We start from the raw sequence: 22,613 nt of genomic DNA, 5'->3' as shown, positions 1-22,613 counted from the left end.
CGAGGTCGTGCCAAGGCGAGTAATAGCAAGTTCGGGTAAACACTTACATTTTGTCATTCTGAACCAAGCGCCAGCGGAGTGAAGAATCTTCTTTTGACAACGCCAAGAGATGCTTCGCTACGCTCAGCATGACAATTCAGAAGTAATCATCCGTATTTGGTATGACACGGCTGGAAGGGTAGATACATCCACAGATGACGCAGATAATTGCAAGTTCACAAGAAGAGCTATGCACTACGCTCTTCGCATTATGGTGCGTAGTGCGTGGTGCACAGCTCTGCCCTTCCGCAGTTCGCAGAGTCCAGGATGCAGACTCAATCCCAAACCCCCAGACCCTAAACCCTCATGCGGTGCTTGTTCAGTCGCGGCCCGGCTCGACCCGGCAGCGCAGCAGCACCAGCGAGCGCGGCGCAAGCTCGCAGATTGTGCCGGGCGCGAGCGGCTCGCGCTGGGCAGGGCCAACTTCCTGCGTATCTTCCAGCACCTCCCATGCATCGGCGGGGCGCGGTGCGGGCAGGCGAAACGCGATTGGTTCCCAGTAGGCGTTCAGCAGCACCAGCAGAATGTCGTCGCGGATCTGCTCGCCGCGCTCGCCCCACTCGTCCATCGCCTGGCCATTGAGCAGCATGCCCAGGCAGCGCACAAAGCTATTGTTCCACTCTTCGTCGGCCATTTCGCGCCCATCGGGCCGGAACCACTCGATGTCGCGAATCTCCGGGCCGTGGATGCTGCGCCCCTGGAAGAACGAGCGCCGCCGCAGCACCGGGTGCGCCTTGCGCAGCGCAATCAGGCGGCGCGTCATGTCGAGCAGGTCGCGCCCAGTGTCGTCCAGCCGCCAGTCCATCCAGCTCAGTTCGTTATCCTGGCAGTAGGCGTTGTTGTTGCCATGCTGCGTGCGGTTGCGCTCGTCGCCCGCCAGCAGCATGGGTACGCCCTGCGAGAGCAGCAGCGTCGCCAGCATGTTGCGCTGCTGGCGCACCCGCAACCCGTTGATCGCAGGTGATTCGGTCGCGCCCTCGGTGCCACAGTTCCACGAATTGTTGTGGTTATCGCCGTCGCGATTATCTTCGCCATTGGCCTCGTTGTGCTTCCGGTTGTAGCTGACCAGGTCGCGCAGCGTGAAGCCGTCGTGCGCCGTCACGAAGTTGATGCTGGCGTAGGGACGGCGGCCATTATGTCGATACAGGTCGCTTGAGCCGGTCAGGCGGTAGGCCAGCTCGGCCACCTGGGCGGGGTCGCCGCGCCAGAACCGGCGCGTTGCATCGCGGTAGCGCCCGTTCCACTCGCACCACAACACCGGGAAGTTGCCAGCCTGGTAGCCGCCCGGCCCAACGTCCCATGGCTCGGCGATCAGCTTCACCTGCGAGAGCACCGGGTCCTGGTGAATGATGTCGAAAAAGGCCGAAAGTCGGTCGCGCTCGTGCAGGCCGCGCGCCAGTGCGGTCGCAAGATCGAAGCGGAAGCCATCGACGTGCATTTCGGTGACCCAGTAGCGCAGGCTGTCCATAATCAGCTGGAGCGTGCGCGACTGAAGCAGGTTCAGGCTGTTGCCGCAGCCGGTGTGGTCGATATAGAAGCGTGGATTCGCGTCGTTGAGGCGGTAGTAGACCGGGTTGTCGAGCCCGCGAAACGAAAGCGTTGGGCCAAGCTCGCTGCCTTCGGCCGAGTGGTTATACACCACGTCGAGCAGCACTTCGATGCCGGCGGAATGGAGTGTTTTCACCATGGCTTTGAACTCGCGCACCTGGTCGCCGGGGATGCCTGTGCTGCCGTAGCGAATGTCGGGCGCGAAGTAGCCCAGCGTGTTGTAGCCCCAGTAGTTCGCCAGCCCGCGCTCGACCAGCTGCCGGTCGTCGATGCGCTGATGCACGGGCAGCAGCTCCACGGCCGTTACGCCCAGCGATTGCAGGTAATCGACCACGGGCGGGCATGCCAGGCCGCTATAGGTGCCGCGCAGGTTTTCGGGCACTTCGGGGTGCAGCTGCGTGAAGCCTTTGACATGCAGCTCGTAGATCACCGAGTCGTGCAGTGGCGTGGCGGGCGGCCGGTCGTCGCCCCAGTCGAACGATGGGTCGACCACGATGCTGCGCGTCATGAAGGGCGCGCTGTCGCGAATATCGAACGACAGGTCGGCGTCGGGGTGGCCGACGGTATAGCCGAACATGGCGTCGTCCCACTGAATAGTGCTGGTGAGCGCGCGCGCGTAGGGGCAAACGAGCAGCTTGTTCGGGTTGTAGCGCAGCCCAAGCTCGGGCAGGTAAGGCCCGTGCACGCGGTAGGCGTAGACCTGGCCAGGCTGCAGGCCCGGCACATAGACGTGCCACACCAGGTCGGTGTGCATGCGCATGGGGATGCGGCGAACCTCGTGCAGTGCATCGACTGAATCAAACAGGCATAGCTCGGCGCCAGTGGCGTGCTCGGCGAAGATCGCGAAATTCACGCCCTGGCCGTCCCAGGTTGCGCCACGCGGGTAGGGTTTGCCAGGCCAGACCTCGTAGTGGTGTGTTGTTTCCATGGATCCCCTGTTTGTCGGCGGGCGAGTCATGTGCCGATTGTAGCACTGCTGTGGGCAGCGGGCAATCGTGCAGGTGGCATGCAGCGGCAACACAGCGCCCTTCTTTCCGCGTGCTACTCGCCCGGCAGCGCGAACGGTGTGTAAGGCGAGAGGTAGCGCGCCGCAACCCAGCCGCTGCGCCCATCGGGCAGCACCACTTCGGCCCAGGTGCTGCCATCGGGCAGGGCGCGCGTGCCAAGCACCTGCACCAGGGCGCGCTCGGCCAGCGTGCCAAGCGAAGCGCCCGTGCCTGGATCGGCGCGCAGCCTGACGCCGCGCCCAACTGTGCCCGCCACAATTGCATAGCTGCGTGGCGTGGCGGTTGGGAGGGGCGTGCTGGTGGGCGTAGGCGTGGCGGTGGCGGTGGCGCTTGGCGGCAATGGTGTATCCGTTGGCGTGGCGCTCGGCAGCGGGCTCGGCGTGATCGTGGGGGCAGGCGTATCGGTGGCGTTTGGCTCTGGCGTGGGCGTACGTGTTGGCGGAACAAGCGGATCGAGGCTGGTTACGGGAATGAGCAGCAGTTTGAGCGCGACGGTGCGCTGCAAACGGGCGGCCAGGTCGTGCTGAAGCTCGTTGGCGGCAGCGTAGGAAAGCGTGTACGGCGCGCGAATCGTCGCCACAATCGTCAGGTGATCGTCCTGCTCCTGGCGCTCAAAGCTCACCAGGCTGCTGTCTTCCTTGTTGGCAAGCGCATCCATCAGCGTTTGGCGAATCGTGCGATTGTCGCGGGCATCGCCAATGATCTGGAACGTTAGCCCGCTCAGCGCGACAATCACCAGCAGCACCAGCCCACCTTCAATCACCAGCACCGGGGTAAGAATCGCCTCGTGCTGATCGCGCCGCGCTGGCCGAAAGCCCACCAGCACAAACGTGAGCGAGCTGGCCAGCAGAATAGCGGTGAAGTTTGCCAGAAACAGCAGCAGCGCGCCGCCGCTGACCAGAATCTGCCCTTGCGACAGGCCAATGCCAACCGTACACAGCGGCGGCATAAGCGCGGTGGCGATGGCAACCCCCGGCAGCGCCGCCGACAGGCGTGGCTGGGCCAGGGCATAGGCAGCAGCGGTGCCGCCGGCCAGCGCCACCACAAGGTCGAAAAGGTTCGGGCGCGTGCGGCCAAGCACCTCGCGCGGCAGCTCTTCCAGGAAATTAAACGGGCCAGAAGAAACCAGCGTGCCAAGCAGCGCGCTGATCACCACGGCCAGCAGCGCGCCCAGGAACAGCGTGCCCAGCGCATGCCCAACCCGCCGCAGATCGCCGCGCACCAGCGCCAGCGCGCAGCGCAGGATGGGCGACATCAGCGGCGCGATCAGCATGGCGCCAATGATCACTGCCGCGCTGTCGAGCACCAGGCCAAGCGTTGCAATAACGCAGCTGAGGATGACCAGCAGCAGATAATCGTTGCTGAAGGTGCCAGCCTGATCCAGCTCGCGAATGACGACAATTTTGCGGCTACGGTCGATTGGCGTGAATAAGCGTTGCATACGTTCCTTGCCGCCTATACAGGTGGGGCCGGCGATTGCGCCCCTGGCTCGGCAGGCGCGGCAGGCTGCGGTGCTTCCCGCTGGAGCGCGGCATTTCCTCCCGATTGGAGCGCGACCGTGCGAGCGTCGAGCTGAGCCGCCAAAGCATGCACCGTTTCGGCATCGGCTAAATCCTGCCGCTGGAGTTCCTGCAATGCCGAACGCTCAACGCGCAGCAGGTGAAGGCGAGTGTCGCGCAGCTCGTTGGCTTCAAGGTCGCTTTCGTTCTGGTACAGGCTGTCAATCGCATCGTCGATCTGCTGGCCCGCAGCGCGATACTCCGCGTCGAGCTGGGCAAACACGCGCGGCGGCACCACGGCATCGTCTTCCAAGCGGCGCAGCTCGCGCCAGCCCGCCCGCAGCAGCATCAGCTCGGCGCGGCGGGCCTGGTATTCCTGCCGGCGGCGATCTGTGGCGGCCAAACCCAGGCTGCGCACCAGCGGCGCCATCGTTAGCCCCTGCACCAGTAATGTGAACAGCACCACGCCAAACGTCAGGTCGAGCAGCAGCGAGCGGCCTGGCAGATCACGGGGCAGGCTCAGCACCACCGCCAGGCTCACCGCGCCGCGCAGGCCCGCCCAGAACAACACATGCAGCCAGTGGCGCGGCAGCACTGGCGGCAGCGGCAATACAATCAGGCCCAGGCCATACACCACCACCGCGCGCGCCAGCAGCACCGCGCCAATCGCAATCAGCGCCGGCCACAGATCGAACAGCAGACTGCTGAGATTGACCTCCAGACCAATCAGCAGGAAAATCGCTGAGTTGAACAGAAAGGCAATATACTCCCAGAAATTCAGCAGCGCCAGCCGCGTAGTGGGCGACATGCCTTTGCGCGCGCCAACATTTCCCAGTATCAGCCCGGCCGTCACCACCGCGATCACGCCCGATACCTCAAAGGCTTCAGCCACCACAAACGTGCCATAGGCAAGAATGGTGGTAAGCGTAATTTCGATCAGGTGATCGTCGATGCGCGCGGTCAGCCGCGAGGCCAGCCAGCCCGTCACCGCGCCGATCAGCAGCCCGCCGCCCACGACAATCGCAAAGTTCAGCGCCCCTTCCACGGCGTCGAAGGTGCCAGCAAGCACCACGCCCAGCAAAATGCGCGAAAGAACCACAGCGGTGCCATCGTTGAACAGGCTTTCGCCCTCGATCAGCACCGCCAGGTCGTGCGGCGCGCCAGTGCGCTTGAAGATCGCCAGCACCGCAATCGGGTCGGTGGCGGCGACAATCGCGCCAAAGAGCAGCGCCGTAGGCCAGTCGAGCCCGACGCCCCAGTGCACCAGCGCGCCAGTGATCGCCGCCGTGAGCAGCACGCCGGGGATGGCCAGCAAGCCAATCGGCAGCAGCGTTTTGCGCAGGGCGGTCGCTTCGATATGCAGCGTTGCTTCAAACAAAAGCGCCGGCAGAAACAGCACCAGGATCAGGTGTGGCGTCAGGTGCAGTTCATCCAGCTCCAGCCCGCTCATAATCGGCAGCGGGCTCCGCAGCAGCATGCCCAGCAGCACGCCAGTAATCACCAGCGCCACCGGGTAGGGCACTCGCAGCGAACGTGTGGCAATACCAACTGCCGAGATAATCAGCAGCAATGCAATAATTGCAATATCAAGCGATGCAACGTGCATGCACATTCCTTTAATTTACACAGCGGTTTGCAGAACCACTGACCATTCAGGTGCTGGCGAGAAACGCAATGCAGAGCGAAAATGCAACTGCCTTCTGCTTCCTGCCGACTGCAAACTGCTATAGAGTTAGGCAGATCTGTATTGTACTTGATGCTTCGGTTTTCGTGCGCAATTGCGCAGATCTTTTCCGAAGAACTGGGGTAGATGCTGGCAAGCCGCCCTGAAACATTCTTTTGGTGCCGCGCCCGAATGCCCATGTGCAGCACCAGACGAAGGTTTTGTGCTGTGTCAGCTATCTGCGGGCGGCTGCCGCGAGCCCGGCGCGCTCGCCAGAACCTTGCCAGTGGCGGGCGCGCCTGCCCGCGCCGTGCTGTCGATTGCGTAGGCAATGCGGCGCAGCGAGGCCGCCAGCGGGTGGGGCGCACTTTTCACCATAATGACGGTGCGGGCGCAGCGCTCAGCCACTTGCTCGGGGATGGTGCCAAACAGCATGCGCTCGAACAGCGGCTCGCGGGTTGCACCCAGCACCACCGCATCGAAATCGAGGGCGGCCTGCACGATTGCGGCGCTCACTGTGTCGGACTCAACCACCACTGTGCCGACCGGAATGCCGGCGGCTTCGGCCAGCGGCCCCACCTGCGCCCACCACGACGCCACGCTGTTGGGCGCGCCCGGCCGCGCAACATACAGCAAGCTCACGCTGCCCGGGCCGTGCGGCGCAGCCTGCGCCAGGGCAGCCGCCACGCGCAGCGCCAGGGCGGTATGCGGCCCGCCCGCTGTTGGCACCAGAATGCGCTGCGGCAGGTGGCGCTGACGCAAACGGGCCACCGCAATATCAACCGGCGGGCTGGCCACCAGCGGGTCGATCACGCTGCCAAAGGGCTGCGCCGCAGCCGAGGTTGCGCCCGGCCAGCCAAACAAAAGCATGTCGCAGCGCTGTTCCTGCGCAGTCAGCCGAATGGTGTGGCTGACATCGCGGCCCAGGCGGATCATGGTGTGCACAGGCACATTGGCCTGCTTGCCCGCCGCAATCATTGCGTCAAACACTGGCCGCCCTTCCTTCAGCAGAAGCCGCCCATCGAAGAGCGAAAGCTGCGGCGGCACGCGCACGGCATGGAGCGCCAGCACCTCGCCGTCGCTGGCGCGGGCCAGTGCCAAACCAAGGTCGGCCAGCAGCTGCGCCTGCGCCGGGTTTTCCAGCGGCAGCAGCACCGAATGCTCGCGCCGAACCAGTAGCTCTTCGTGAATAATCGTCCGTGTTTCGGCCATGGCGGTGCGGCGCGCAAACACGCCCCAGTACAAGCCCAGGCCCAGCGCGATCCACGCGCCCGCGATCAGCCAGGCCAGCGGGCTGTACGAGAACAGATAGGCGGCCAGGCCCAGGTTGCAAACAATTGCCAGCGCGGTGAGCCAGGGAAAGAATGGCACGTAAAAGCCGCGATCCAGGCCGGGGCGGCGCACGCGCAGGGCGATCAGGGCCATGTTTACCAGCAGAAACAGCAGCAGAAACATAATATCGGCTGCGCTGGCAACTTTTTCAATCGGCAGCGCCACGCCCACCACCACAATCAGCACGCTCGACACCACTACGGCGGCGGCGGGCGTCTGGAAGCGCGGGTGGATCTGCCCCAGCCGCTCGGGCAGGTTGCGGTCGCGCCCCATCGCAAACGACACCCGCGACGACGAGTAGATCGTGGCGTTCAGCGCCGACATGGTGGACATGATTCCACCAATCAGCAGCAGCACATTGCCATAGGGCAGGAATTGCCGCGCCGCCGCTGCCATGCCAAGCTCGCCCAGCCCGCCCAGCCACTGCCACGACGCCTGCCCGTTGGGCGCCTGCACGGCAGCCAGCGCAACAAACCCAATCAGCAGGTAAATCGCCACCGAGATCGCGATCGACAGAAAGATCGCGCGTGGAATGGTGCGGCGCGGGTCGCGCGCTTCTTCGCCGGTTTGCGCAATAATTTCATAGCCCTCGAAGGCAATAAATGTCAGGCCCATGGCGCGCACCACGCCGCCCAGGCCGTTGGGCAGGAAGTCGGTGGTGAAGGCGCTGGGCCATTCTGGGATGCGCCACAGCGCCAGCAGGCCGAACACCGCAAACAAGCCCAAAATCGCAACTTTCGCAATGGTGACGACATTGCCGATCAGGCCGGTTTCGGACGCCCCGCGCACATTGATGGCGGTAAAAGCCAGCACCACCAGCACCAGCAATCCTTTGATCGGCCCTTCGCGTGAAACACTATCGAGCCCGGCTAGGTGCGCCAGCTCAACCGTAAATGTTGCAAAGCCAATCGCATAGAAGCTGCACGCCACAATGTGCGCAAACCAGCTCATCCACCCACTCAGAAAGCCGGCCGTGCCGCCAACCCCTTCTTTCACCCACAGGTAGCCGCCACCCGCTTCGGGGAAACACGAGCCAAGCTCGGCATAGGCCATTGCTGTGAGTGTTGTGACAATGCCATTCAGCACATACACCAGCAGCAAGCCCGGGCCAGCCAGCCCCGCAGCAATGCCGGTCAACACAAAGATGCCGGCGCCAATCATTGCGCCGACCCCAATCAGTGTGATGGTGAAAAGACCAAGATCGCGGCTTAGGGCGACATGGTCGGTAGATTGTTTCATGAGACGGTCCTTTTGCTGTGGGTGAGATATTCACGCCATTGTTGGCTGCACACCGAAGCGGCCAGCCTGGTCGCGCTGAAGCTGGCCTTGAAACATCATCGTGAGAACCTGCGCGAGTGCCGAACATTCGTGGTTCGGCAACAGCCATGGGCGCGCAGCAGGTGGAAAGCAAAGGTGATCGTGCATGATCACGGCCCTCCTGAACGACCTTTACGCAGCGTCGTGGCCGCGTAACCGGCGTGCTATGGGATATAGCGAAATGTGGCACGCATCAGCGAGATGGCAATAACCGCGCTGATAAGCGCAATCAGCAATGCCCACAAATTTACGCTGCCGAGCGGCGCTGTGTCGAAAATAAGGAAGACAACGCCTCCCAGAAGTGCGCCAAATGCCCCCGCGATGCTATTGGCAATCATGTTGATCGGCGTCAGTGTTCGCGGCAGGCGGCTGGCAATCCCACCGGCGAGCAGCCCGCCTAACAGCCACAGGCAAACGTTGATCATTGTTTCCCCCACACTTCGGCGCATATCATCTGGCAGATGCGCGCTGCATCGGCATGGGGGAAGGTAAGGCAGCAACCTTGCGGCTGCCCTAATGCAGGCCGGCGCAACCTTGAGATTGCCTTGAGAAGGCTTGAGGAGCAGCAAGAAGATCGTTCAAGAGGCTTTCAGCGCAGGGGTTTGGGTTTGGGGAATAGGGGATTGGCGATTGCAATGCGATGTTTCTGCGCGCTAAGGCGAAGGACCAAGGAGCAAGCTCACTTCGTCCTTCGTCCTTCGTCTTTGGTCATACGCACAAGAGGCGGCTGCAACGACGCGTCGTTTACTCTTTCGCCAGCCGGTAACCCACGCCGCGCTCGGTCAGGATATAGCGCGGGCGCTTGCTGTCGGGCTCGAGCTTCTGGCGCAGGTGGGCAATATGCACCCACAAGTAATGATTCTCGGTGCTGTATGCTTCGCCCCACACGTCCTGCAAAATCTGCGCGTGCGTGAGCACCTGGCCCGGGTGGCGCGCCAGCAGCGCCAGGATCTGGTATTCGAGCGGGGTTAGCTCGATCTGCGCGCCTTCAAGCGTCACCCGGCGCTGCGCCAGATCAATCGCGAGGTCGCCAACCTGAATGAGCGACAGGCTGCTCGGCGCGGTATCGGGCTGGGCGCGGCGCAGCACGGCCTCCATGCGCGCGATCAGCTCGTTGGCGCGAAATGGCTTGGTGACGTAGTCGTCAGCACCCATCTGTAAGCCCAGCACTACATCTTTCTCGGCCGCGCGCGCCGTCAGCATAATGATCGGCACGGCAGTCCACTCGCGCAGTTGCTTGCAGAGCGTGAAACCATCCATGCCTGGCAGCATCAGATCGAGCAAAATCAGGTCGGGCGGCTGCCGGATGACGCTGTCGACTGCGGCCTGCGCTTCAACCACTGCCTGCACGTGGTAGCCTGCGTCGGGCAGGCTGCTTTCGAGCAGGCGTCGCAGCGCCGGGTCGTCGTCGACGACCAGCACGCGCGTGGCGCCGGTGCGCGGCTGCACCAGCACGTTTGGCCCACTGGGCAGCGCTGTTGCGTCGGCCGCGAGCATGGCGGGCAGCGTAAAGGCAAACAGCGCGCCGCGCGCTGGCGCATCTTCGGCCCAGATGCGCCCGCCATGCGCTTCCACAATCGCCTTGCAAATCGCCAGCCCCAGCCCGCTGCCGCCAACATTGCGCGTGGCTGGCTGCTCAAGCTGGTAGAATCGCTCGAACACGCGCTCGCGCTCGGCGGCGGGGATGCCAGGCCCCTGGTCGCGCACGCTGATTATCACGCTGTTGGGGCTATACTCTGCGCGAACAGTAATCGCGCCCTGCGGTGGCGAAAATTTACGCGCGTTGTCGAGCAGGTTCAGCAGCACTTGTTCGATCCGCCGCGCATCGGCGCTGATCAGTGGCAGGTCGGGCTGAATGTCGGCCTGGATGCGCAGCCCGCCCAGCCGGTCGCGCAGTTGGCGCAGCACCGTCTGAATGATCTGCTGGGGCCGCACCAGATCGCGCCGCAGGCGTAGCGCGCCGGCCTCCACCTGCGAAAGGCTCAGCAAGTTGTCGATCAATTCTTGCAGGCGCTCGCCCTGCTCGTCAATGATCTGCAAGAACTCGTGCGTGCGTGCCGGGTCGGCCTCGCCGCCGCTGAGCAGCGTTTGCACGCAGCCCTGGATGGCCGTAAGTGGCGTGCGCAGTTCGTGGCTCACCAGCGCCACAAAGTCCGATTTCAGGCGTTCCACTTCGCGCAGCAGCCGCAGATCGTGCAGCACTGCTACCGCGCTGCTCAGGCGGCCCTGCCCGGTATGCACTGGCACGCTGGTCACCAGCAGCGGCACGCGCGCGCCGCCCGGCTGCTCCACCGTCAGCTCGATGGCGCGGCTGGTTTCGCCCTGCTGAATTGAATGGAGCAGCGGAAAGGCGTCGGTGGGAAAGGGTTCGCCGCCGGGACGAAACAGGCGGTGCAGCCAGGGCTGGCCCTGGAGCTGGCTGCCAATGTCGATCGGGCCGAGCAGCGCCACCGCCGCCGGGTTCGCCAGGCTGATGCGGCCATGCGGCGCTTCGGCCACCACCAGGCCCTCGGGCGAATGGTCAATCACGGCTTGCAGGCGCTGGCGGTCGATGCTGGCGGCTTCGGCCAGGGTGGCGGCGCGCTCGCGTTCGGCCTGCAGCGCGCGCATCAGCCCGAGCAGGCTGCGAAAGCCGTAGAGCACAAAGCCCACTGCCAGCAGGCCCAGCACGCCCAGCCCGCTCGTCAGCGCGATCTCGAGCGTGCGCGCCCGGTTGATCTGCGAGATCAGGTCGTCGTGGCGTGCTTGCGTCTGTTCCTGCAAATCGTTCACGCGGCCGCGAAATGCGTCGAAGATGCCCTGGCTCTTGCCGCTGGCAACTTCGGCGCTGGCCGCCGCCGCATTGCCCGCCTGCGCCAGCTCAAGCTGGCGGTCGCTGCCTTCGCGCTGCCAGCGCCCCACCACCTGCACCAGCTCGGCGGCCTGCGCAACCATCGAGTCATCGACTTGCGGGGCCAGCTGCTGCAAATCGTCGAGGCGGGCAGGCAATCCATCCTGCGCCGCGCGATACTGTTCAAGAAACGATGGCTGCTGCGTCAGCAGGTAGCCACGCGTGGCGGCCTGCATCTCCTGCACGCTGTTTTCAATCGAAATCAGGGCGTCGGCATAGGCCTGCACATCTTTATCCAGGTGCGCGCGCAGCGCCTCGGCGCGGCCATTTGCCAGCGGCGGCAGGCTGATCAGTGCCAGCAGCAAGATCACCACAAAGAGCAGGCCGCCGAGCAGCGCGCGCTGGGCGCGTGGCAGCAGCGCCTGCCCCGGCGGCAGTGCCGGTGCTGTTGAAACCATAGCGTGCTCCTTCCCTGGCGAACCGTGCGCCCTACAGCATACCATGCTCTGGCCCAGCACCCGGCGTTTCGGTATAGAATACTGGCGAGCAACGAATGTAGCGGAGGTGCTTGTGAGCCAGATGCAACGCTCAATTGCCTTTTTGCGCGCGATCAATGTCGGCGGCCACACGGTAAAGATGGACCAACTGCGCGCTTTGGTGGCCGAGCTGGGCTACGCCAATGTGGCGACGTTTATTGCCAGCGGGAATGTGATCTTCGACACACCGCCCACACCAACCGCCGCGCTGGAAGCCGAGCTGGAGCGCCACCTGCACGCCGCGCTGGGCTACGAGGTGCTGACGTTCATCCGCACGGCCGAGGAGCTGGCCGCGGTTGCGCGCTATGTGCCGTTCGGCCCGCTCGAAACGAATTTCCACGCGCTGTATGTGTCGTTCATGAAGGAACCGCTCGGTGCCGCCGCCGAAGCGCGCCTGCTGGCGCTGAACAGTGAAACCGACCTGTTTCACGCGCATGGCCGCGAGTTCTACTGGCTGTGCCGCGTGCGCCTGCCCGATTCGCCCCTGGCCTCGGGTACGCTGCTGCCCAGAACGGTAGGCGTGCCCACGACGGCGCGCAACGTCACCACCGTGCGCAAGCTGGCGGCGAAATATCCCGCATGACGCAATGTGTCGAATATGCTATACTTTGGCGCAACAATCCCCAATTGCTCACCGTCCTACCACACGAGACACCAGCGGAACGAATCGTGCGTATGTGCGCGATGGACCTATAGTATTTGGAGGAGAACTTCACAATGAGCGAGAATAACACCCCCAACGCAGGGCAGGACGCCAACTCGGATCTGGCGAAGGAGCTGCGCGAAATGGGCAAGCAGCTTGAGGCAGCCTTCCGCGCCGCAGTCGAGAGCGACCGCGCCAAGCAGCTGCAGCAGGATATTGCCGGCGGCGTGCGCGAGCTGAGCAATCAGGTGCAGTCGGCGGTGAAGTCGCTGCAGAGCGACACGCGCTTCCAGCAGGCCGAAGAGCGCGGCCGCCAGGCGATTTCGCAGGCGCGTGAAAGCAAGGTGCTGCAAGACATTCAGGAGACGATCGTGAATGGTCTGGCCCAGCTAAACACGCAGCTGCGCAAGGTTGTCGATCGCATCGAGTACGAGGCGAACAAGCCCGAAGGCACACCCGTGCAGAACGTGCCCGTCGAGCACGACGCGGCCGCCACTGGCGAAACCACGCGGCTGGACGAGAACAACTAAACATCAGCCGGCTGGCGAAACCGCGAAGGACACCAAGAACACGAAACGTTTTGCTTCGTGCTCGGGGTGTCCTTCGTTGCGTCAGCAGGACTCGTACAAAGTCCCAAAATCTATCCACAGATTTCGCAGATTTCGCAGATGAGAGACCTCATATCTGTGGAATCTGCGTAATCTGCGGATGGATGTCGTTTCTCATGCCAACGTTGGCATAGCCCTGTTTGATGAGATTGCTAAACGCCCACCTGCTGGCGGCGCACGCGCTTGAACTCGCGCGTGAGCAATGTGCGAATGATCGCCAGGTAGTGCGAGCGCTGCGTGCTGTGCTCTTCGAGCAGCTGGTCGTGCGCCGAGCGCAGCTCGCGGGTTTCTTCCTGCAAGCGCTGGATCAGGGTGCTCTGCACACGCATTGCGTCGCGCAGCGCGTCGAGCGCCAGCTCGTAGGCATATTTCGCGCGCGCCGGTGATTCCTCAGCAGCGTGCGCAGCGCCCTCGCCCGATTCGGCAGCCTCGCCGGCCTCGGCAAGCTGGGCGCGAATATGTTCAAAGGTCATTCCCTGCTCGCGCAGGCGTTGTGCCCGGCACAGCACCACGATATCGCCGTCGGTGTAGCGTGGTGCCGGGCGGTTTCCCGCGATAGGCGCAATCCACTGGGCACCGTCGCTCAGGTATGCCGACAGCTCAAGCGTCCAGGCTCGCAGCATCGACACACTAATGCCCAGCAGATCCGCGACTTCGGCAATCCGATGATCGGCCATTGTCGCTCTCCCATTGATCTTTGGCAAGCGCGCATAAATCGGGGCGCACTCACTCCTGCCTAACGTTTTGTCTGGGGTTACTACAGATTATAGCACGATTCATTCATATGTAAATGAGGATTTTGACTAAATTTTGACAATCGCGGCGGTGAAAAATGTGCCAGTGCTCCAGCTTTCTGCGATGCTGCCCAGCGGCGCAAGCGCCTGTGCCATGCTCGCTGGCGTATGCAGGATTTTCAGCACGTGGTGGCGCGAGCCGTCGTTGAGCACGCGCTCATGGAGGAATTCCGCGCCGGGGGTTTGCTCAGGCGTGGTTGGCGCGCTGTCTACCACCATCACCATGCCGCCCGGCACGAGCACGCGGCGCAGCTCGGCCAGGAAGGCGGGCCGGCGCGCGTGCGGCACGTGGCTCAGCCAGAAGCCAAAAAACGCACAGTCGAAACGCGCCCCGCGAAATGGCAGCGCATAGGCGTCGCCGCGCACGCGCTCGGCGTACAAACCCTGTTCGCGCAGGCGTGCCGCCAGCTGCCCCAGCATCGCGGGCGCGTAATCCAGCGCCGTCACTGCCGCGCGCCGGGCGAGGTGCTGTGTCCACCAGCCGGTGCCGCTGGCAATTTCCAGCAGGCGGCCATAGCCAAATTCCTGCACGCGCGCCCGCACTTGCGCAACCTCAGCATGCCAGCCTTCGGCGTTGTCGCGCCCGGCAAACACGCCTTCGCGCAGGTACCACTGGTCGTACTCGGCGGCGCGCTGGTTGTAGTATTCGCGCATGGCTGCGTCGGCGGTTGGGGGAAAGAATTCTGTCATGGTTCGCTCCTTGTGCACACGATCGCGCCCGATTATGCCAGTTCCGCACAGCGGCTGCAACTGGCCCAATCGGGCGCGGCACGGAGCTTACTGGCTGATCGCAAGCGTGTGCCAGCCGCTGCCAGCGCTGCTGATCACAAGCGCGGCAGGCGCGCCTTTTACGCCAAACGTGTTTGTGAAGGGTATTGCCACCTGCTTGGATTGCTTCGGTTCAAGCGCGTAGCTGCCATCCATCACATGGCTGAAGATCGAGCTGTCGGGCGCAAACCAATGCCCGTCGGCGGCGATCAGGTACACCGAGCTTTGGCCAAGCGGCAGGCCTGCCGTTTTCGGGTTGGTGTTGCTGACGGTTAAAACAGCTTCGCGCACGCTCGTGCAGGGCTGCTGTTCCTGCACCATTTTGGCGGCACCCAGTGTCGCGCTCGACCATTCCAGACCGTCGGCGCTGTAGCTTGCGGCGGGCGGCTGGGCCAGCGGCAGCGGCGTATCGTCGCGGGTGCTGCTCAGCAGGAAGGTCGCCGTGCCAAGCTGCTTCCGCTCGCCAAACGAAATGCCCGGGCTGCTCTGGTTGATCGTCACTTCGAACTGCAGCTTCTCGGCTTCCAGGCCCGGCGTCAGCTTGAAGCCGACCGAGCTGCGGAACGGCAGGCCCGGCTGAAGATCGACCGTTGGCACTGGGAAAAACCGCTGATCGGCACAGCTCGGGTCAGGCAGCTGATCTTGCAGCGCTTTCGCAAAACCCAGCCCAACCGTGCCTTCTTCGTTCAGGCGCTCGCCCGTTGCGCTCAGGATCGCATAGCTCCAGCCAATCACGCCGCCAGTCGCAGCCGCGCTATCGTTGCGCGCCGAGAAATCGACCACAAGATATTTGCCGGTGGTGCGGTTAAAACCAGCTGGCTCGTACTCCAGTATCTGCGCACCGTGCACAGTGATCGCATAAGGTGCGACCGTCGCGACCTGCCCGGGCGCAACGTCTTTTACGGCTGGCGGCGGGCCGATTGTTGGCGGTGGCACGGCAGTCACACCATCGGCGGCGGGGGCGCTCCCATCGCCTGCGGGCACGGCGGCACCGCCTGGTTGGTCTTGCCCAATCGGGCCGGGAAGCGGGCGCGCTGGTGTGTCGGCGCTGCGCAGGTAGACATTTACCAGCTCGAAAACCAGGGTTTGCTTGTTCAGCAGTTTGATCGGGCGCGTGCCGCTTTCGCCGCCCTCCACGGACATGAGGATACTGGCGCCATCGGCGCTGATTTCGTAGCGCCCGCGCCCACTCGGCTGGCCAACCAGGTAGGTTGCATAGGTGCCGTCGGGAAAGAAATCATAGCCGGTGAATTCGTCGGCGGACGCGCCCGCATACTGATTGAACGCCCACGAACCAACAATACGCTGGGCAGCCGGCCGCTCATCAGCCGCCACGGCCGGGGCAATCCGGTGAAAGCGGGCGCGCTCGTCGGTCACCAGGGTGTCGCCGTCGGGAAAGCTGAGTGCATAGCTTACCTGACCCAGGTCATTGCTCAGCATGAGGGTTTTACCATCGTCGGAAAGGGTGTAGTTACCGCCAAACTGCGCGCCACTGAGCTTGGTTTCGAGCACAATTCCATTGTCGAAGAATTCGTAGCCATACTTTCCAAGCTCGCTTTGCCACTTGCCCAAGATCGTCGTGGCTGGCGCGGTGCCCGCCCCTCCGCACGACACAAGCAGCGTAGCCAGCAGCACAAGCACCAGCAGCATCGATCGTTTCATGAACGTCCTCCCGATAGTCAGCATTGTTCATGCTGTTTGTATCGGTTGGCGCAAAAAAGTGCTTGGGCCGCCAACAACAGGCGGGCGATGCACACAGCACCGCCCGCCCGACCAACGTCTGTTCACCTGGCTGCTAACTGGTCTCCAGCTGCCTTAGTGTGCGCTGAAGATGGTGCAGCTCGCTTTCCAGCGCGGCCCTGCGCTGCAGCAGCGACTGAATTTCGGCCTGCCGCTGCCGTATTTTCGTTTCGTACGAGCCAATCTCCAGCATCCGTTCGAGTTCCTGCGTGCGGCGGCGTAGCTCTTGAATGTTGCGGGTTTGCCGCGCCGCGCGCTCGGTTGCCTGGTGCATCGATCGCTCCTTTATCGCCGGCCTCACTTCCTCCACTCCTCCGTGCGCCGGCTTCCGCTCATCTGTTACGATGGCGATAGCCTATCATACTACAGGATGTGGCGAAATGGGCGGTAACTTGCAGCGAACTGATAGCTTCCTGAGCACTTGTGATAGCGGCGTAATCTTCTATGTATAGCCGGGTGCAGAGAGATTCGCCATAGAGCGCACCCGCAACACCAAGCAGAAAGACCAAAACTCAGTGTGCTCTGTGGCCTGGCTGCTTTATGCTTAGCCAAGCAGTTCTTCCAGCTCGCTGCGGTGCTCGTGCACATGATCAACGATGCGCTGGAGCCACTGGGCTTTGGTGTGCTGCGGGCCATACGGGCCAGCTGCCTCGGGGTCGGGCACGGTTTCGATGGCGCGGCGGGCGGTGCCAAAGGCGGCAGCCATGCGGCTGGCCAGCTTTTCGCGCGGCAGGGTGCGGTTCTGCTGGCGGCGCTGCTCGTTGTAGTCGCTGGCGTCCATCCAGCCGGTCGCTGGGTCGGTTGGCAGCATTGGCTCCATTTCGCCAAGCGTCAGCCGCGCCAGCCCATAGATCGAGTCGGCCACATGGCTGGCAATGTCCTGGGCAGTCCAGCCATCGGCGCGGCTGGCGTCGCGCCACTGGGCGTCGCTGAAGCGCGGCAGCGGCGGTAAGCGCATTCTGCTCGCTTTCCAGCGCGGCGAGCATGGCGTCACGATCGAATGATGTGGGCATCGTTGCCTCCTTGCAGCATGCAAATGAACCATTGCGTGTTCCATAGTGGTTTGCAGAACAATTGACCACTCATTATTCTGGAAAATAAATTTTTTGTACTCAGCTTCCAGGAAGCTCAAGCCAGTTTTCTTTCAACCTGATAACCAGATAAGCTTCCTGGAAGCTTGCCCGTTGTATGAAAAGAACTTTCTTTCCAGAGTACTCATGCGCGGCAAGAAACGTGCTGGAGCGCGGAAAATGCAACTGCCTTCTGCATCCTGCCGACTGCAACCTGCTATAGGATGCGCGTATTATACCCGATGCGGTAAAAACGACTTGTGCAGCTTGCAGACCATGGTGTAGGCCGGGTCGAAGACATTGCCCAGGTCGTACTCGACGCACTGCCCAAGCAGGATGCCTGCGCCCGCCGGAGCGAGCCCATAGTCGGCTTGCAGCCAGCGATGCATCTCGCTGGTGGCGTGCTGCAGCGCCTGGTCGAGCGGGCGCGCATTGCCGATGGTGAAGATGGAGTCGGCATTCTCGCCGCGCGGCCATTCGATGCGCTGCCCCTTGATCAGCCAGGCCGTGAACTCCACGTCCATCGAGATCTCAATGCCGGTGCCGGCGATCTCGCCATCGCCCTGGCGCGCATGCCCGTCGCCAACGTGGATCAGTGCGCCCGGCTCGAATACCGGGAAGTAGAGTGTTGCACCAGCCACGCAGCCACGGTAGTCCATGTTCCCGCCATGCTCGGCCGAGGTCGCGGTAGAGATCGCCTGGCCGCCGCGTGGCGCAACGCCAAAGCAGCCAAGCATCGGCGCAAGCGGCAGCACCAGCGCGCCCAGCCCACCGTCGTGGCTGAGCAACCGGGCGGTGCCAGCGGCGGCGTCCACATCCCACTCGGCCAGCGTCGAGCGGTCGTCGGCGGGCCAGCCGAGCTTCGCCACATACTCAGGGTCAACAACATTGTGCGCCAGCAGCGTGCCGCTCCAGCCATAGCGCCGGCTTGGCACAATCCGGTCGAGCCGCAGCGCCAGCGTGTCGCCGGGAGCCGCCCCTTCGACATAGAACGGCCCAGTTTGCGGGTTGCCGCGCGGCCCGGCTTGCATGCGCGCAGCGTCCCAGCCACGCGCATCAACCGTGCTGGTGATCACGGTGTCGCCATCGGCGATGCGCAGCACCGGCTCGTGCGCGCCCATGGTCGTGTGGTAGTGATCTGGCGTGAAGTGGTGGGTCGCCATTACATGCTCCTTCGATCAGATTGCGCATCAGCGGCAGGCTACATTTCAACTCCAGCCAGCCCTTGCGCGCCTAACAGCATCGATAGCTCCCCGGCATGGGGCAGATCGTGGTCGAGAAGCCCCCAGATCGTCTGCACGATCAGAACTTCTTGCTTGGGGAGTGTGTCGGTGGGCGAGCCGCGCAGCAAATACGCGGTGATGAATCGCCATGTCAGTTCCAGCCCATGCACAATCTCAGCGGCTGTATGCGGTGGGTCGCCGGCCTTCTCCCACTGAAGCAGCGGCACTAACTCCGCCGCTTCTTCCCCCAGCGTGCGATGCAGATGGAACGCCCGCCCAAAGACGATATGTTCTGCAATTTCTCCGGGTGTACGCAGCGCAGGTATGATTCGCCGCTGCAACTGCTCGCCGCTCAGCGGCGCGATTGCTCGCTTGAGGGCATCCTGATAGTCTTGCCAGCTTTCGAAGGCACGCGCCTCCGCAATTCCTGCTCGGTCCATGTGCGCTACTCCATTATCCTGCGGGGCATATCATCCAGCGTTATTGGCCATACTTCATAAACCTGCCACGCGCACAGCATCGGCATTGAGCAGGCCGGCGGTGCAGATCAATCCCGCGCCGCCGCCCAGCAGCGGGCGCTCGGCATCTTCGGCTTCGAGCAGCAGCGTTTCGCCAAGCCAAGCGCGCAGCCGCGTGCCCTGCACATCGAGCCGCAGCAGGTAAGGCGCTTCGTATTCCCAGGCGAAGGGCGCTTCGGCCAGCACCGTCTCGCCATCCAGCGACTTCACAAGCTGCGCGGTGCCGTTTGGCGCCAGCACAAACGCATAAAAGCGGCGCAAACCCTGCACGCGCGCCGCTAGCCCGGCCCGCTCGGCCAGCCCGGGCGTGACGGTCGCGCTCACGGCGTAGTCGCTCCACTCCCGCGTGCCCTGAAACAGCAGCCCAGTGCCGTGGTTCTGGATGATCCGCAAATCCCGCGCCCCGCGATCCTCGAAATGATCGACCGCATCGAGCCAGGCGCGCCGCCATAGCGTGCCACCATGGGCCGGGCGCTTCAGCGTCAGGTCGGGCGGGCCATCCCAGGTCAGGAAATCGAGGGAGACGCTGCCATCGGCGCGGGTGTCGGCGCGCAATTCCAGCCCAACCGTTGCGATCGGCGCGCCGCCAGTGTCGGGCACACGCCATGCAAACGCATGCTGCGCGCCGGGCAGGAGCATGACGCTCGGCCCGGCCAGCGGTTCCAACGTGTCGTGACCACCATACACTTCCAGCAGCAGTTCGCACATAATCGGCCCGCTGTTGGCGGCGTCGGCGCGCACCGCTGCGCGAATATGCTGGCCGGGGTAAAGGGTCGGCGTCGCCAGCAGGCTGTAGCCGGGCATGGCAATTGCGGCAGGCGGGATAAACGTGGGCGTGCTGGCGCGCGCGGCACGGCCCGGCGCAAGGTGCGCAAAGCGCAGTGCCAGGCTGTGCGTGCCTTCGGCTTCGGCATGCTCGACGCGCAGGGTGTCGGGTGTGGACGATTGCCAGCCCTGCACTGCGCCAGGAAGGGAAAAATGAAAGCGCGCTCCCGCTTTGGGCGTCAGCGGCTCATGCCCTGCCAGTGCCCGCCCGATATTCGCAATCGCAAACGTTTCGCGCACCGCGTCGCTGATTGCCCGCCCGCCATCGGCGGCTGGCAGAAACAGCCGGTCGGCGACCGGCCCACGCCAGTCCGGCCCTTCCTCAAGCGCACGGAGCCCGCCACGAATGCCCAGCAGGCAGCCAAGATTGCCCGAGTTGCAGTCGGTATCCCAGCCGGCAGTGTTTGCAATCATCAGCGAGCGCTGGAAATCGCCCGCGCCATACAGCAGGCCCAGAATGATCAGCGCATGGTTCGGCACAATATGGCAGTTGCCAGGGTAGCAGTCGTAGCCATAGCGCGCGGCGATCTGTGCACGGGCGGCACGCCAGTCGCCCGGCGCGGCGGCGTGCCATGCACGAATATCGGCCACCAGCCGCGCAATGATCGAGTCGGCAGGCACAAAACGCAGCCCGCAGTCGATCAGCCGGTCGATGTCATCTTCGACAAAGGCGTGCGCTTCCATCGCCGCAAGCAGGCGCGCACCATCCACCGCCGCGCCGTCGTGGCTCACGCTGGCAGCGCGGCCAGCCAGCTCGGCGGCCAGTGCGGGATCACCGGGCGCAACCATCGCCCAGCCGTCAATAAAGATCTGCGCGCCAATCTGCTCGGCGATGGTACTGCCATTCAGCGCAATCGAGCCGCTGCGGGGCGCGGGAATGCCGGCGCTAAGACGCAGGAAGGCGGTGTGTTCGGTGGATTTGCCCAGCCCACCCCACCACAGGATCGTGCGATTTTCGAGGATGTAGTTCAGCCAGCTCTGGCCGATCTGCGCGGCGCTCAGATCGCGCGTGTTGCCGTAGTCGGGCAGGGCTTGCAGAAAGGTGAAGGTGCCAGTGATGTCGTCGTCGGTAACAATCAGCGGCTGGCCGAGCCGCTCGTGGACGTAATACCAGATCTCGCCAAGCTCGGCGCTGATGCGCTCATACGTCCAGCCCTCGAAGGGGCGGCCGAGGTAGACGCCAATGATCTTGCCGAGCACGCCGGCATAGACGCGTTCGGTGTAGTTTTCGGGTAGTGGCATGCGGCTTCCCTCCCAGTGTGGCGAACGCGCGCCATTGTAGCGCGGAAGCCCGCGAATGGGAAGCAGGATCATACCAATGCTGGGATGGGGAGCGAGATAATCCGCAGATTACGCAGATTACGCAGATTATAGCAGTTTGCAGTTTGCAGTTTGCAGGATGCAGTTGCATTTTCCGCACTCCAACGCGTTTCTTGCCGGTGCGTGAGTGCTCAATTGTTCCGCAAACCGCTATAGAGATTTCATATCTGCGTCAGCTGCTAGAGCGCAGGAGCATTTTTACCACCAAGACACCAAGGCACCAAGAGCAATTGCATAAAATCTTGGTGTCTTGGTGTCTTGGTGGTTATATGCGGTTGAGGCAATCGTAAATCCAAAATCGCAAATCGTAAATTCACTAGCGCTGCGCCGTGCGCCACTGCCCGGGCGACAAACCTTCCCACTGGTGGAAGGCGCGGTGAAACGAGCTTGCTTCTTTGTAGCCGAGCAAGAATGCAATCTCGTTCAGCTCCAGCGCCGACGCGCGCAGGTATTCTTTTGCCAGCTCGTGGCGCACAGCATCGAGAAGCTGCTGAAATTGTGCGCCAGCATCGGCAAGCCGGCGCTGAAGCGTGCGCGTGCTCATATTCAGTTCGCTGGCAACATCCTGCGCGCTGGGCGTTTGCCCGGCAATGCGGCTGCGCAGCAGCGATGTCACCTGCTCGATAATGCCGCGCCCGCCGCCACCGTGTTCGCGCAGTTCGGCTTCAAGCTGCGGCTCGAGCATAGCCAGCAGATCGGGGTTGCGTGTCGCCAGCGGCTGCATCATCGTGGCGTGGCTATACACCATGGTGTCGCTGGCGGCACCAAATTCAACCGGGCACTGAAAGTAGCCTTCGAACATGGCGCGATGCTGCTCGGCTCGCCGCAACATCACGCGCTCGGGCGTGAGCATCCAGCCCGCGCCGCGCAACCCCAGGTTGATGAAGCAGGCAAAGGCCAGGTCGACCAGCAGCGGCGGCGTTGGCTCCTTCGTCGTCGACCAGCCAACGCTCACCTTCCAAAGGTCGCCCTGCTGCGTGAGCGAAATGTTCTCAGTGCTGAACAGCCGCTTGAAGTGCGCGATCTTCGCGACTGCCGCATGAAACGTGGGCGCAGAAAGCGCAGTGATCCAGAGCGGGTCGTATGGCCCGCTGCCCTCGAAGCGCGCAATCTTCAGGGCGATTGCGGGATCAGTGTTTATCTCAGCAAACGCCTGCCAGAGCGCAAACCACTGCTCGGTGGTCACCAGTACGCGCGATTGCTCGAACAGTGTTTGTGGCAGGCGTGCCCGCCGCAAAATATCGGCGGGCACGATCCCAAGCGCTTCAAGCTGTGCTGGCACAGTGCGCGTTATTCGGATGCGATCCATGGCATTCCTATCGCGTGCGCTGCA

Annotated in this window: 17 protein-coding genes; 2 read left to right on the top strand and 15 right to left on the bottom strand. The window is 63.3% G+C overall.

Features of this window, described 5'->3' with window-relative positions:
* Window positions 1–358: 358 nt before the first annotated feature.
* From glgX to M1P90_RS07615, 6 genes are all read right to left on the bottom strand, one after another.
* Window positions 359–2,515, bottom strand: coding sequence for a glycogen debranching protein GlgX (glgX, locus tag M1P90_RS07640; protein ID WP_483702015.1), 2,157 nt, complete (start codon window positions 2,513–2,515; stop codon window positions 359–361).
* Between the two features lie 113 nt (window positions 2,516–2,628).
* Window positions 2,629–4,035, bottom strand: a complete 1,407-nt coding sequence (locus M1P90_RS07635; protein WP_483702014.1) for a DUF389 domain-containing protein — start codon at window positions 4,033–4,035, stop codon at window positions 2,629–2,631.
* Between the two features lie 14 nt (window positions 4,036–4,049).
* Window positions 4,050–5,699: a Na+/H+ antiporter gene (locus M1P90_RS07630; protein WP_483702013.1), complete on the bottom strand. Its 1,650-nt coding sequence runs from the start codon at window positions 5,697–5,699 to the stop codon at window positions 4,050–4,052.
* A 288-nt stretch (window positions 5,700–5,987) separates the two neighbouring features.
* Window positions 5,988–8,327 (bottom strand): amino acid permease, encoded by a 2,340-nt coding sequence (locus M1P90_RS07625; RefSeq protein ID WP_483702012.1) that lies wholly within the window; start codon window positions 8,325–8,327, stop codon window positions 5,988–5,990.
* Between the two features lie 242 nt (window positions 8,328–8,569).
* Complete coding sequence (locus tag M1P90_RS07620) at window positions 8,570–8,974, bottom strand: GlsB/YeaQ/YmgE family stress response membrane protein (RefSeq protein ID WP_483702011.1); 405 nt, start codon at window positions 8,972–8,974, stop codon at window positions 8,570–8,572.
* 175 nt (window positions 8,975–9,149) lie between these two features.
* Entirely contained in the window at window positions 9,150–11,693 is a 2,544-nt protein-coding gene (locus tag M1P90_RS07615) for an ATP-binding protein (RefSeq protein ID WP_483702010.1), read from the bottom strand.
* A 121-nt stretch (window positions 11,694–11,814) separates the two neighbouring features.
* Between M1P90_RS07615 and M1P90_RS07610 the strand changes: the two genes are divergently transcribed.
* Both M1P90_RS07610 and M1P90_RS07605 read left to right on the top strand, forming a co-directional pair.
* Window positions 11,815–12,354 carry a DUF1697 domain-containing protein gene (locus tag M1P90_RS07610; protein ID WP_483704620.1) on the top strand — a complete coding sequence of 180 codons (540 nt, stop codon included), beginning with the start codon at window positions 11,815–11,817 and terminating at the stop codon, window positions 12,352–12,354.
* Window positions 12,355–12,488: 134 nt separating this feature from the next.
* The gene (locus M1P90_RS07605) at window positions 12,489–12,944 is read left to right on the top strand and encodes a hypothetical protein (RefSeq protein WP_483702009.1); all 456 of its coding nucleotides are present in this window, start codon (window positions 12,489–12,491) and stop codon (window positions 12,942–12,944) included.
* A gap of 230 nt (window positions 12,945–13,174) precedes the next feature.
* On the opposite strand, the gene M1P90_RS07600 is transcribed toward M1P90_RS07605, so the two are convergent.
* The 9 genes from M1P90_RS07600 to M1P90_RS07560 all read right to left on the bottom strand — a co-directional run bounded on the left by M1P90_RS07600 (window position 13,175) and on the right by M1P90_RS07560 (window position 22,589).
* Window positions 13,175–13,699: a MerR family transcriptional regulator gene (locus M1P90_RS07600; RefSeq protein WP_483702008.1), complete on the bottom strand. Its 525-nt coding sequence runs from the start codon at window positions 13,697–13,699 to the stop codon at window positions 13,175–13,177.
* Window positions 13,700–13,825: 126 nt separating this feature from the next.
* Window positions 13,826–14,506 carry a class I SAM-dependent methyltransferase gene (locus M1P90_RS07595; protein ID WP_483702007.1) on the bottom strand — a complete coding sequence of 227 codons (681 nt, stop codon included), beginning with the start codon at window positions 14,504–14,506 and terminating at the stop codon, window positions 13,826–13,828.
* A gap of 87 nt (window positions 14,507–14,593) precedes the next feature.
* On the bottom strand, window positions 14,594–16,246 hold the full coding sequence (locus M1P90_RS07590) for a hypothetical protein (protein WP_483702006.1): 1,653 nt from the start codon (window positions 16,244–16,246) through the stop codon (window positions 14,594–14,596).
* A gap of 133 nt (window positions 16,247–16,379) precedes the next feature.
* Window positions 16,380–16,598, bottom strand: coding sequence for a hypothetical protein (locus M1P90_RS07585; RefSeq protein WP_483702005.1), 219 nt, complete (start codon window positions 16,596–16,598; stop codon window positions 16,380–16,382).
* Window positions 16,599–16,868: 270 nt separating this feature from the next.
* On the bottom strand, window positions 16,869–17,282 hold the full coding sequence (locus M1P90_RS07580) for a maleylpyruvate isomerase N-terminal domain-containing protein (protein WP_483702004.1): 414 nt from the start codon (window positions 17,280–17,282) through the stop codon (window positions 16,869–16,871).
* A 345-nt stretch (window positions 17,283–17,627) separates the two neighbouring features.
* Entirely contained in the window at window positions 17,628–18,557 is a 930-nt protein-coding gene (locus M1P90_RS07575; RefSeq protein WP_483702003.1) for an acetamidase/formamidase family protein, read from the bottom strand.
* 38 nt (window positions 18,558–18,595) lie between these two features.
* On the bottom strand, window positions 18,596–19,057 hold the full coding sequence (locus tag M1P90_RS07570; RefSeq protein ID WP_483702002.1) for a hypothetical protein: 462 nt from the start codon (window positions 19,055–19,057) through the stop codon (window positions 18,596–18,598).
* Between the two features lie 54 nt (window positions 19,058–19,111).
* Window positions 19,112–21,202 (bottom strand): ADP-ribosylglycohydrolase family protein, encoded by a 2,091-nt coding sequence (locus M1P90_RS07565; RefSeq protein WP_483702001.1) that lies wholly within the window; start codon window positions 21,200–21,202, stop codon window positions 19,112–19,114.
* A 394-nt stretch (window positions 21,203–21,596) separates the two neighbouring features.
* On the bottom strand, window positions 21,597–22,589 hold the full coding sequence (locus M1P90_RS07560; protein WP_483702000.1) for an AraC family transcriptional regulator: 993 nt from the start codon (window positions 22,587–22,589) through the stop codon (window positions 21,597–21,599).
* Between the last annotated feature and the right edge of the window lie 24 nt (window positions 22,590–22,613).

This window comes from Kouleothrix sp. 19917 (genome assembly GCF_057073505.1).
This window is presented reverse-complemented; position numbering and strand designations above follow the sequence as displayed.